Origin of the sequence: Clostridium sulfidigenes (assembly GCF_000732635.1) — a bacterium.
Classification (GTDB): domain Bacteria; phylum Bacillota; class Clostridia; order Clostridiales; family Clostridiaceae; genus Clostridium_J; species Clostridium_J sulfidigenes.
The window spans coordinates 11809-25084 of the sequence record NZ_JPMD01000031.1; the positions used below are offsets into that span (position 1 = coordinate 11809).

Sequence of the window (13276 nt, forward strand, 5' to 3'; positions counted from 1 at the left end):
TTTAATACTTACGCACTAAGATACACATATGATGAGAGGAAAGATAAATTTATGGAATTGACATTAGACATATTTCAAACAATGGCATTAGCTTCTATGGTTTTTTATTTTGGAAGATATTTAAAAGAAAAAATATCTATATTAGAAAAGTATTGCATACCAGCACCAGTTGTAGGAGGTCTTATTTTTGCAATACTTATGCTTATATTTAGACTGACAGGATTTATAACTATTAATTTAGATACAACTCTACAAAATATTTTTATGACTGCATTTTTCACTAGTGTTGGGTTTACGGCTAGTATTAGAATATTAAAAAAAGGTGGTATAAAAGTAGTAACATTCTTAATTATATCAGTACTTTTAGTAATTCTACAAAATACAGTTGGAGTTGCTTTAGCAACTTTGTTTAATTTAGAACCCTTATTAGGGATTTGTACAGGCTCTATTCCTATGATAGGGGGACATGGTACAGCGGGGTCATTTGGACCTATTCTAGAAGAAATGGGAATTGCAGGTGCCACAACTGTGTCCTTTGCTTCTGCGACTTTTGGACTGGTTATGGGAAGTATAATTGGAGGATTGGTTGCTAGAACATTAATTATACGTCATAAGCTTAACACTCCTATGAAGGAGGATGATGATAATACCTGTATGCCACTAGGAGATTTTAATGAAGACAATCAAGATATACTATGTCATAAAAGATTAATGTCAGGTGCATCTTGGATCTTTATAGCAATGGGAATAGGATCTATAATATCTAATTTTATTCAGGGAATTGGTTTAACTTTTCCATCTTATATTGGGGCTATGCTTGTAGCTGCAATTATAAGAAATATTTGTGATGCCACAAATATTGAGTTAGTGGAAAAAGAAATTGAAAATCTTGGAGGTATCAGCTTATCCTTCTTTTTATCTATGGCTCTTATGGGATTAAAGTTATGGGAACTTCTAGATTTAGCAATTCCTATGGTTGTTATGTTAATAGCACAAACAATTCTTATAAGTGTATTTACATATTTTATAACCTTTAGAATTATGGGTAGAGATTATGAAGCAGCAGTTTTTGCATCTGCAAACTGCGGATTTGGAATGGGAGCTACACCTAATGCTGTAGCTAATATGGATGCACTTTCAAATAAATTTGGATTTGCACCTACCCCATATTTTGTAGTACCAATTGTAGGATGCTTATTTATAGATTTCGTAAACTCTGCAATTATTACACTATTTATAAATATAATTCATTAGCCATTGATCTAAGTAATCATAGAACAACGACACATTAAAATATTAGAATATAAAAGAAAAAGCAATATACTATTAAAATGTAAATAGTATGTTGCTTTTCTTAGGTTAAAATGTATGAAATTAATTCATAAAAGATATAATAATTATGAGATTAGAAAAAGTTGTCATAAAAAGTCGAATAAAATTTAGGGGAATTTTAATTAAAATGATATATTATTTTAAATTTAACATGGGAGATAAGATTCATGTAAAACTTTTACATGCTGATTTTATTAAAAATTATTTAAATCACATTTGCATACAATTATTCATAAATTGTTATAAAAAGCATAAGTATTATATAGGATTATATTTTAATAAATAACAAAGGGGAGTATTTTAATAAATAATGAATGCTGCATATTATGTAGCACTACCATAATATTTCTAAAACTATTATAAAATTAAATGTTGTAATTACACAATTTTATTGCAATAGAATTAAATATGATGCCTTATACTAATATGTTATATTAGTATAAGGTGATAATTTTTATAGGAACTTTTTAAGTTATATAAAAATAGAAAATTCAAATAGAATTTATATAAATTTTTTATAGATATTTATGTTTATATATGTTGACTTTGTAGATTTATAAGTATAAAATTACTTTAAAATAATAATTTAAACAATACAATATGTCGAATAATGAGATATATTATTGGATTCATATTACATAACAAATACAAATAGTGGAGGGATTTTTATGTCTATATTAAATGGAATAAATCCAGAAAAAGTTCTTGGTTATTTTGAAGAATTAACTAAGATACCTCATGGTTCAGGTAATGAAAAGGTTATCAGTGATTATTTGGCTAACTTTGGTAAGGAAAGAGGATTTGTAGTAATACAAGATGATGAGTTAAATGTAATCATTAAAAAACCTGCTACACAAGGATATGAAAATGCACCAGTAGTAACAATCCAAGGTCATATGGACATGGTTTGTGAAAAGAATAAGGATAAGGTACATGATTTTGAAAAGGATCCATTAGAGCTTAGAATCGATGGAGATTATCTTTATGCTAATGGAACAACACTAGGAGCAGATAATGGAATAGCTGTAGCTTATGGATTAGCTATTTTAGATTCAAAAGAGTTAAAACATCCTGCTATAGAATTATTTGTTACTACAGGTGAAGAGACAGGTATGTATGGGGCTATAGCAGTAGATCCTAAAAAACTTGATGGAAAAATATTATTGAACATTGACTCGGAAGAAGAAGGAATATTCCTTGTAAGCTGTGCTGGTGGAGTTACTAACTATGTAAATATAAATAATCAATGGGAAGATGTTTCTAATGAGGCTTTAAAACTAGAAGTTAAAGGCTTAAAAGGCGGACACTCTGGTATGGAAATAATAAAACAAAGAGGAAATGCTAATAAACTTATGGGAAGATTATTAAATGCCATATCAAAAGAGGTAGATTTTAATATTTCTCATATAAGTGGAGGAGCTAAAAACAATGCAATTCCTCGTGAAGCAGAAGCTACAATTACAGTAGCAGCTAAGGATGTAGAAAAAGTTAAACAGATAGCTACAAAATCATTAGAAATATTTAAAACTGAGTTAAGAATACAAGATCCAGATGTAACTGTAATAGTTGAAAAATCAGAAACTAGCAAACAATTAACTAAGGAAGTAACTGAAAAAATAGTTTCTTATTTAGTAGTAGCTCCAAATGGAATTCAAACTATGAGTGAGGATATTAAAGGCTTAGTTGAAAGTAGTCTTAACTTAGGAGTAATAGAGTTTAGTGAAGAAAAAGTTACGTTCATTTCTGCTGTAAGAAGTTCTGTAAAAACATTGAAAAATGCAATTACAGATAGAATAGATGTAGTAGCAAAATTAGTTGGTGCTGAAGTTATTAATGATTCAGATTATCCTGAATGGCAATATGAACCAAACTCACCAATAAGAGATTTATGTATAGAGACATATAAAAATGTTGCTGGTGAAGAACCAAAAATAGATGCTATACATGCAGGACTTGAATGTGGGCTTTTAAAAGAAAAAATGCCAGATGTGGATATGATAAGCTTTGGACCAAATCTATTTGATGTACACACTCCAAATGAACATATGAGTATATCATCTGTTGAAAGAGTATGGAACTTCATAAAAGCACTATTAGAAAATATTAAATAAATGCTAAATAAATACCTAGAGTTAATTTTACTTTAGATATTTAAGATAAAAAATTGGGCATCCTAAGAAGTACTAATTGATGTGTTTATATCTTTATTAAGATTATTGATACAAGATGAAGATATAGTTTCATGATAAATTTAACTTTAAAACATATAAATTAGAGACTTCTTTAGGGTGCCTTGTTTAAGAACAAAAAGGAGGAAAAGTTAATGAGCCAAGAAAAAAGAAAATTATCTCAAAATGCTTATGGTGGTTGCAAAGGTGAAGAGTATGTTCCTTTTGTCCCAACATCAATGGCAATGCCTGAAACAACAGGTTACTCAATTATTTTAGGTATTATTTTGGCATGTGTTTTTGCCGCAGCTAATACGTATCTTGGTCTGAAGGTTGGTATGACAATATCAGCTGGTATTCCTGGTGCTATTATTGCAACTGGAGTATTAAAGGGAATGTTTAGGAGAAATAACATCCTAGAAGCTAATGTAGTAGCATCTTTAGCTGCTATGGGAGAGTCTATCGCCGGTGGAGTTATATTTATCTTACCAGCATTAATATTATGGGGGTTAAATTTAAGTATTTTAACTGTTGTTATTGTTACAATAATTGGTGGAGTTATGGGAGTATTCTTTATTACACCACTTAGAAGATACTTAATCGTAGAAGAACACGGAAACTTAGTTTATCCAGAAAGTATGGCTGCAGCTGAAGTTCTTGTAACTGGTAGTGAAGGTGGACAAGGATTCAAAACAGTTATGACTGGTCTTGGAGTAGGGGCTGGATACAAACTTTTCTCAGGTGGATTTGCACTTTGGGGAGAACAAGCTACTTATGTTATTAAAAGCTATCAAGGTACAATGATGGGATTTGACACCTTAGCATCACTTCTTGGTGTTGGATTTATAGTTGGTACTAGAGCATCTTTACTTATGTTTGGTGGTTCTGTTATAGCTTGGTTTGCACTTATACCGTTAATTAAATTCTTAGGAACTGGACTTGTAGAACCACTATATCCTGCTACAAAAATTATAGCTGAGATGAGTGCTAATGAAATATGGTCTAATTACATTAAATATATTGGTGCTGGTGCAGTTGCAATGGGTGGTTTTGTTTCACTTGCTAAATCTATGCCAACAATAATAACAAGCTTCAAACAAGCTATGGGTGGAATCGGTGTTGGTAAAAATGATAAGGTTAGTAGAATTGACATGGAAGCACCACTTACTTGGGTTATTATGGCAGCAGCCTTTGGATTTGCATTAACTTGGTTATTACCAATGATTAATGGTGGATTCGTAGGTGGAATCATGGCAGTTTTATTCAGCTTCTTCTTTGCTGTTGTTTCTGCTAGAATGGTTGGTATAATAGGAGCATCTAACAATCCGGTTTCAGGAATGACTATAGCTACAATGTTATTTGTAACTACTATAGTTAAGTTGACTGGTGGAGTAGGTCAAGATCAAATGTCAAGATGTATATTAATAGGTGGAGTTGTTTGTGTTGCTATAGCAGTAGCTGGAGGAGCAGCACAAAGTTTAAAAACTACATTTATCATTGGTGGTACACCTAAAAAAGTTCAATTAGGAATGTTTATAGCACTTGCAATTGCTGGTGTATTCTCTGCACTTGTAATTAATATGTTAAACACTGCTTATGGAATAGGTAGTGAAGCTGTATCTGCACCACAAGCTTCACTTATGAAAATGATTGTTGAAGGTATTATGACAGCCCAATTACCATGGACATTAATAATAGTAGGAGCTGCAATTGCATTATTCTGTGAATTAGCTGGAATAGCAATATTACCAGTTGCTCTTGGTATATACCTTCCAATAACTTTAAATGCTGCTATCTTAGTTGGTGGAATAATTAGAGAAATTGTTGAAAGAAAATTCGCTAAGGATAAGGATAGAAGAGGGGAAGTTGTTGAAAAAGGAACTCTTCTTGCATCAGGTTTAGTTGCTGGAGATGCATTAATGGGTATAGTAGTAGCTGGACTAGTAGCTGCTAATGTGGATATAGCATTTGGTAAGAATTTCTTAACTGGAATAACTCAAAGCAACCTTTTTGCTTGTGTAATGTTCTTATTACTAGGATTATGGATTTATATGTTCTCTTGTAAAAAGGATAAGGCTGTTAAATAGTTATAACTTTTAAAGAAGATACTTATTTTCAAATAAGATATTTATAATAATTTTGAAATCGCTTTGCCACAGGTAAAGTCTATCTGTGGACAAGCGATTTTAATATGCTATAATAACTTAATTGTACATAATAAAGGATAATCATTGGAATCATAGAATATCTTATATTTATTAGTTGTAAATAAGCTAGGAGGAATTTTGCATGAAAAATAATAAAAAACAAGAAGAAATAGAAAAACAAGCTCAAGATACAAAGCATAATTTTGCCCTTTATGTACCTGAAATTAAACAAGAAAATTGGGAAGAAAAAGATGGCAAAGTAATTATACATATAAAAGTTACTGATCCAGTTAAAAAGTTTCTAGCTTGGATGGTTAAAAGAACTCCTGAGACTAAATTAGAACTAGATGAAAGATGTTCTACAGTATGGAAATACATAGATGGAAAAAGAACTGTCTATGATATTGCAAAACTCATGGCAGAAACTTATAAAGAAAATGTAGATGGAGAGCTATATAGATTAGTAACTTATTTAAAATACATATCTAAAAGAGGATGGATAAGGTTTAAAGAATATGATAAAGAAGTTGAAATTTAGTATACATTATATTTAATTAACATAAAATTTAAAATTACAAGACCTATGTAAATACAAGGTTTATAGGTATTAGAGAGGATAACCTTACATCATTGAAAGATATATGTAAGGTTATCCTCTTGTTCTATTTATACATGTAAGGTAAACTATATGTATGTCAAAATTGGTACAAGTAGCAAGGAGTGAAAATTAGTGGGTTTAGATTTGATAATTATAATAAAAGCAATAATTATTGCAATAGTAGAAGGATTAACTGAGTTTATTCCAGTATCATCTACAGGACATATGATATTAGTTGGTAATGCTATTAACTTCCGTGGTGAGTTTGCTGATATGTTTCAGGTAGTTATTCAACTAGGGGCTATACTTGCAGTAGTGGTATTATATTGGAAGAAGATTAGTGATAGTGTAATAGAATTTTTTAAATGCATATTCACATTGGGTAAGAAGGGTCAAACTGGATTTAAATTTGGAATTAATGTATTAATTGGATGCATTCCAATGGGAATAGTGGGAGTTGTTTTTTATAAGCAAATTAAAAGCTTATTTAATCTTCAATCAGTAATTGTTGGATTATTAGTGGGAGGATTCTTATTGCTTATAGTGGAAAACTTCTTTAGAAAGAGAAAAAACAAAGCTGTTAAAAACATAGATGATATAACACCTATGCAAGCATTAAAGGTAGGAGTATTCCAAGTTCTTGCTGTATGGCCAGGAATGTCAAGAAGTGCATCTACCATAATGGGAGGTTGGGTTGCAGGTCTCTCAACTCCAGTAGCAGCAGAATTCTCATTTTTCTTAGCAGTACCTGCAATGGTAGGATCATCAGCTAAAGATTTATTTGAATTTAACTATTCTATTATGACTCCAACCTTATGGGTTGCATTAATAGTTGGGTTTATTGTTGCCTTTGTTGTATCAATAATAGTTATGGACAAATTTGTTACTTTCTTAAAGAAAAAGCCTATGAGGGTATTTGCTATATACAGAGTAGCAGTAGGAGTACTACTTGCTGTGCTAGTATTTACAAAGGTTATTACTTTAGTAGCTTAAATTAAATGATAACTTTAATAAAAAAGAGAACAAATTCATTGCAAAAATGAATTTGTTCTCTTTTTTTATAACTACCAGCTACCAGATGACCCACCACCACCGGAGGAACCTCCACCGAAGCCACCAAAGCCGCCTCCACCGGAAGAACCACCGCCACCGCCGAAGCCACCAAAGCCACCGCCACCTCTAGGACCTCTTCCACCTCTACTAGTCCAAAACAACATTCGTAGTAATCTACCCCTATTGAAGATGGAATCTATAAATACAATGACGATGATAGCTATAAATATAAATATATTAAAACCATCATTATCCTCATAATCTTCTTCACTAGGCATTGTAACATTCAAAGACTTATCTAAGGTGACACCGTATTCTTCACTAGCATAATCACATAAAACACTATAACTATTTAGAATTCCTTCACTATAGTTTCCATTTTTAAAACTTGGTTTTGCAATGGAAGTCATAACTCTACTTGAAAGTGCATCAGGTATAGCACCTTCAAGACCTCTTCCTACCTCTACTCTCCATTGCCTGTCATCTATGGCTACAAGAATTAAAAGACCATTGTCTTTGCCTTTCTCACCTATTCCCCAGGTTCTAAAGAGACTATTGCTATAATCTTCAATTGGAGTATTGTTTAGGGTGTTCATTACAACAACTACAGCTTGAGCACCTGTTTTATCCTCAAGCTCCTTACCTAGAGAAACAATTTTATTGGCATCCTCACTATCTATAATACCAACATAATCATTTAAATATTTATATATAGTTGGGCTAGGATAAGTATCTTCTGCTAATGCACTAAAAGAAAAAGATAACAGAATAACAACAAGCAAAGAAAGACAGTGCTTTAAAAATTTAATTGTACTCTTCATCTTTATTTAGAAAAGTCTACAGAAGGGACTTCTGCAGCACCTGCACTTGCTTTATAAAATGGTTTCTCGTCAAATCCAAATAATGAAGCAATTATGTTGGTAGGAAATCTTAAGATTTTAGTATTATAATTTGTTACTACATTGTTATAATCTTGTCTAGCTATTGCAATTCTATTTTCTGTTCCTTCTAATTGCACTGATAAATCTAAGAAATTTTGATTTGATTTTAAGTCAGGATAATTTTCAACTACTACTAACAATCTAGAAAGAGCATTAGATAGTTCAGTATCTGCAGCTGCTTGGTCAGAGATATTTGTAGCTCCTGCAAGTTTAGCTCTAGCATCAGCTATTTCCGTAAATATTTCCTTTTCTTGAGTTGCATATCCTTTTACTGTATTAACTAGGTTAGGGATTAAATCTGATCTTCTTTGAAGCTGAGTATCAATATTTGATTCCGCTGCACTAACTCCTTGTTTAAGAGATACAAGATTATTGTAATTTCCAACTAAAAATACAGCAATAATAATCATAATAATTATTATAGGAAGGAAAACCTTCATACCTTTTTTCATAATTTATTCTCCTTTCAATCTTTAAATTAGTATATGTTTTAATTTCACATATTATATATGAATTAATCTTATTATTAACAAGATTAATTAGAAACATAAAGTAATGAGTGATAAATTAAAACCATTGCTTTACATTATATTCATTATAATCAAGAAAATTTACAAAATCAATGTAAATAAGAAAATCCTGTGATTTACACAGGGTTTTCTTATTTGAGGGGTTAATTTTTAGCTTCACTTATAATCGGGGGATTATTTATGAAGTACTTTTTACTTAATACTTAGGGGTTCCACTTTTAATATTACTAAAAAGTAATATTAAAAGTGGAGATACTTATTCCAGGGGTTAACTTATTTGCTTTAAATATTAGGAAATTAATTATCTCTTATATAATCTTGGGGGAATTACTTACGAAATATTTATTATCTCCTGTTGATATTTATAATAAGGGTATATTGTGACATCTGTGTGACAAAATTATTATTAGATTATAAATAATTTTAGAAGGAAATTAATGTGATTAAAAATTAGGTGTATAAATTGAATAAAGTTATTTAATTAAATAAGTAGCATAAAGCAATAATATATATAAATTTAATAAATAACTATGGAATTATATTGAAAATAAAGATATAATTAGTACAACGAAAATTATGTAATACAAGTTATAAGGAGTGGGGAGAATGGAGAACATTAATGAAAAATTAAATGAAGTAAAGGAGCATATTAAAAACGTAACTTATTTAATTCATGCAGAAAGCTTAATACATTGGGATATGCAAACAGGAATACCATCTAAAGCTATAGATGGAAGAATTGAAGTAGTGGGATATCTATATTCAGAGTGTATAAAACTTATGACTTCTTCAAAAATAGGGGAATGGATAGAGTACTTCTCAGATAAAATGGACAAATTATCTTTCAAGGATAAAAAGATTATAGAAAATTTAAAAAGAAACTATGATGAACTTATAAAGATACCACCTGAAAGAAATAAAGAGTATCAAATGTTATGCTCAACATCAGAAGCATTTTGGAAACAAGCTAAGGCAAACAATGATTATGAAGGCTTTAAGCCATATCTAGCAAAGATAATAGAGTTTAATAAGGAATTTGCTGAATATATAGGATATGAAGGAAACATATATAATAAATGCTTAGATGATTATGAAAGAGGATTGACTGTAGATAGGGTAGATAAAGTATTTAAAGAGCTTAGGGATGGTATAGTAGAGCTTTTAGAGAAGATTAAAGCCTCTAAGGTAAGTATAGACGAGTCCTTCTTTAAAAAGCAATTTCCTACTAAAGATCAAGATGAATTTGGTAAATTTGTTTTAGAAAAATTAGGATATGATTTTGAGGCAGGAAGACTAGATACTACTGTTCACCCATTTACAACTAACTTCGGAAATAAAGATGTTAGAATAACAACTAATTATGATGAACATGATTTTAGAAGTGCTTTCTTTAGCAATATTCATGAAGGTGGACATGGTATTTATGAGCAAAACTCAGCAGATGATTTAGAATATACAGGTGTTTCAGGTGGAACTTCTATGGGTGTACATGAATCACAATCTAGATACTATGAAAATATTTTAGGAAGAAGTAAGGAATTTTGGTCTTATTTTTATCCAGAGGCTCAAAAGAGATTCCCTCAATTTGAAGGAGTTAATTTAGAGGATTTCTATAAAGCAATAAATAAGGTAGAACCTTCTTTAATTAGAACAGAAGCAGATGAATTAACTTACAGTATTCATATTATAATTAGATATGAGTTAGAAAGAGCTTTCATGAATAATGAAATCACAGTAGAAGAGTTACCAGCTGCTTGGAATGAAAAATACAAGGATTATTTAGGAGTAGAACCTAAAAATGATTCAGAAGGAATTCTTCAAGATACTCATTGGGGTGCAGGTTTAATTGGATATTTCCCAAGCTATGCTCTTGGTAATGTATATGGAGCTCAATTCTTAAATAAAATGAGACAAGATATACCTACCTATGATGAAGAGGTTAAAAATGGTAATTTTGCAGTGATAAAAGATTGGTTAAGAGAAAACATACATCAGTTTGGATCTCTTTATACTCCATCAGAGCTTATTGTAAAAGTAACAGGAGAAGAGTTAAATCCTAAATATTTCTTAGAGTACCTAAATAAAAAATACGGAGAAATCTACGAAATATAAGTGACACTCCAAATTTTATATTTGGTCAGTGGAACTTACTCATTCGAACGCATGTGAGAAGGAGTTTCCTTTAAAACAGTGCATGTGAGAAGGAGTTTCTTCGAGAGCGAAGCGAAAGGTTGCTTTAGCAACATCACTCCAAATTTTATATTTGGTAAGTGGAACTTACTCATTCGAATATATATGAGAAGGAGTTTCCTTTAAAACAGTGCATGTGAGAAGGAGTTTCTTCGAGAGCAAAGCGAAAGGTTGCTTTAGCAACATCACTCTAAATCTATTATTTAGTTAGTCGAACTTACTCATTCGAATATATATGAGAAGGAGTTTCCGTAAAATACAATAGATTTAGCATGCATAAAAGAAAGTGAGATATGATGAAATTTTTAAAGAAATTAGTTGGAGATAAATGTTATCTTTCTCCAGTGGATGATATACTAGCAGATAAGGTAGCTCAATGGAGTAATGACTTGAGAGTTTCCATAAGAACTGGAGATATATCAGATATGATAACAGTTGATGCTCAAAGAGAGTATTTAAATGGTATGAATGAGAGAGGATATGCATTCTATATAGTTGACTCTGAAAACGACGAGGCTATAGGGATCATAAGGCTTATGAGAATAAGCCACATACACAAAAATGCTGTTCTTGGAATGTTTATTGGGGATTCGAATCATAGAAATAAAGGTATAGGAACAGAAGCAACAAAGCTAATATTGGATTTTGCTTTTAATGTGATAAATCTTAGAAACATAATGATAGAGACTTTTTCTTTTAATGAAAGGGCTATTAACTTATGCAAGAAGATTGGCTTTAAAGAGATAGGAAGAAGAAGAAACTCTATTATATATGGAAATAATGAGTTTGATGAAGTCTTCATGGATATATTGAATACTGATTTTCATGAATCAATTATATGTGAAGCGCTAAAATAGAAAGAGGACATTATATAACATTAGGCTGTTAAAAAATAAGAGCTATAAACTTTCAGTTTTATAGTTCTTATTTTTTTATTGCATTTTATATGAAAATTAGTTAAATCTAAATTTAGTGACTGCAAAACCCATCTGACTATTAATAATAAACAATAAGTGATTAACTCACATAAATAAAATATTAAAAAGGGTAAAATATATATATAATAAAAAGCAGATTTTGAGTTATCATATATAGGGAGGCGTTACAATGTTTAACTTTTTAAAAAGGGATAATGGAAAAGTAATAAGTATTAATGATATAGATAGTTTGTTAGGTAAGATTAATTTAATTGATGTTAGAGAAATATATGAATATAGAAATGGAAGTTTAAAAACAGCTAGAAATATTCCAATGGGAAATCTTTTAAACAATCCAGATAGATATTTTAAAAAAGAAAATGAATATTACCTTATGTGTCAAACAGGTTCGAGAAGCTCACTTGCTTGTAGGAGATTAACTAAAGAAGGGTTTAATGTGATTAATGTTAGAGATGGTATTGGAGCATATAAAGGGGCTAAAAGAAAATAACTTTAATTATTGTATAGAATATTTTAATTTGTAGTTGATATAATCACTTAAGAGTAATATAATTTAATTAAGTTAATACTTAATTAAATTATATTATAAAAGGAGTATATATGATAGAAAGTGTAAAAGTTTTTAAAGCTATTGGTGATGAGACAAGGATAAAAATACTAATATTATTATCTAAGAAGAATATTTGTGCAAAGGCAATAGCTAAGCATTTACAAATTTCTGAAGCTGCAGTATCACAACACATTAAAATTCTTAAGGAAGTAGATTTAATTGTAGGTTACAAAAGAGGATATCATGTAATCTATGACTTAAATAAGAAAGTTTTAGAAAAAGCTATAGAATTTATTAATGTATTAATTACTGATGACATATGCTCAATAGATGATAAGTTTAATGTAAGTTTAGAGAGCTTTCATGCTTTACAATGTGAAAAAAATTGTAAGGTGGTAAAGAAATGCTGTAAAGAGAGATTAAAGGAGGAAGAGTAATGAAGGTTTGTTTTCCAGTTAAATCTAATGAAGGTATGGAGAGTGTACCATATGGACACTTTGGAACAGCTCCAATGTTTGTAGTATGTAATTTAGAAACTAATGAGGTTAAGACTATAGGAAATGGTGATTTAGGTCATCAGCATGGTATGTGTCAACCAATGAAAGCATTATCAGGAGAAGTAGTAGATGCTGTGGTTGTAGGTGGTATTGGTCAAGGGGCTATAGTTAAGTTAAACTCCCAAGGAATAAAGGTATATAGAGCAGCAGAAGGAACTATAAATACAAACTTAGAGAAGCTTAAAAATGGTGAGTTGTCAGAATTCACTATGAATCATACTTGTAATCATGATGGATGTGACCATCATTAAAATATAATTAAGAATTGAAAG

Annotated in this window: 10 protein-coding genes and 1 pseudogene; 9 read left to right on the plus strand and 2 right to left on the minus strand. The window is 30.4% G+C overall.

Going from position 1 to position 13276, the window contains the following annotated elements; all coding sequences use genetic code 11:
• Window positions 1-51 precede the first annotated feature (51 nt).
• From gltS to IO99_RS12435, 5 genes are all read left to right on the plus strand, one after another.
• The gene (gltS, locus tag IO99_RS12415) at window positions 52-1254 is read left to right on the plus strand and encodes a sodium/glutamate symporter (protein WP_035133898.1); all 1203 of its coding nucleotides are present in this window, start codon (window positions 52-54) and stop codon (window positions 1252-1254) included.
• A 746-nt stretch (window positions 1255-2000) separates the two neighbouring features.
• Entirely contained in the window at window positions 2001-3443 is a 1443-nt protein-coding gene (locus IO99_RS12420; RefSeq protein ID WP_035133901.1) for an aminoacyl-histidine dipeptidase, read from the plus strand.
• Window positions 3444-3655: 212 nt separating this feature from the next.
• The gene (locus IO99_RS12425) at window positions 3656-5587 is read left to right on the plus strand and encodes an OPT family oligopeptide transporter (RefSeq protein ID WP_035133903.1); all 1932 of its coding nucleotides are present in this window, start codon (window positions 3656-3658) and stop codon (window positions 5585-5587) included.
• A gap of 202 nt (window positions 5588-5789) precedes the next feature.
• Window positions 5790-6185, plus strand: a complete 396-nt coding sequence (locus IO99_RS12430; protein WP_051824093.1) for a PqqD family peptide modification chaperone — start codon at window positions 5790-5792, stop codon at window positions 6183-6185.
• Window positions 6186-6377: 192 nt separating this feature from the next.
• Window positions 6378-7238 carry an undecaprenyl-diphosphate phosphatase gene (locus IO99_RS12435; protein ID WP_035133906.1) on the plus strand — a complete coding sequence of 287 codons (861 nt, stop codon included), beginning with the start codon at window positions 6378-6380 and terminating at the stop codon, window positions 7236-7238.
• A 71-nt stretch (window positions 7239-7309) separates the two neighbouring features.
• Here IO99_RS12435 and IO99_RS12440 read toward each other — a convergent pair whose 3' ends face one another.
• Both IO99_RS12440 and IO99_RS12445 read right to left on the minus strand, forming a co-directional pair.
• Window positions 7310-8119 carry a TPM domain-containing protein gene (locus tag IO99_RS12440; protein WP_035133908.1) on the minus strand — a complete coding sequence of 270 codons (810 nt, stop codon included), beginning with the start codon at window positions 8117-8119 and terminating at the stop codon, window positions 7310-7312.
• A gap of 2 nt (window positions 8120-8121) precedes the next feature.
• A complete protein-coding gene (locus tag IO99_RS12445) occupies window positions 8122-8691 on the minus strand; it encodes a LemA family protein (protein WP_035133910.1) in 570 nt (189 codons plus the stop codon).
• 684 nt (window positions 8692-9375) lie between these two features.
• Here IO99_RS12445 and IO99_RS12450 point away from each other — a divergent pair.
• The 4 genes and pseudogenes from IO99_RS12450 to IO99_RS19845 all read left to right on the plus strand — a co-directional run bounded on the left by IO99_RS12450 (window position 9376) and on the right by IO99_RS19845 (window position 13255).
• Entirely contained in the window at window positions 9376-10881 is a 1506-nt protein-coding gene (locus IO99_RS12450; RefSeq protein WP_198028585.1) for a carboxypeptidase M32, read from the plus strand.
• A gap of 371 nt (window positions 10882-11252) precedes the next feature.
• Complete coding sequence (locus IO99_RS12455) at window positions 11253-11816, plus strand: GNAT family N-acetyltransferase (RefSeq protein ID WP_084178171.1); 564 nt, start codon at window positions 11253-11255, stop codon at window positions 11814-11816.
• Between the two features lie 250 nt (window positions 11817-12066).
• The gene (locus IO99_RS12460) at window positions 12067-12387 is read left to right on the plus strand and encodes a rhodanese-like domain-containing protein (RefSeq protein WP_035133913.1); all 321 of its coding nucleotides are present in this window, start codon (window positions 12067-12069) and stop codon (window positions 12385-12387) included.
• A 110-nt stretch (window positions 12388-12497) separates the two neighbouring features.
• A pseudogene (locus IO99_RS19845) lies at window positions 12498-13255 on the plus strand (metalloregulator ArsR/SmtB family transcription factor).
• Window positions 13256-13276 lie beyond the last annotated feature (21 nt).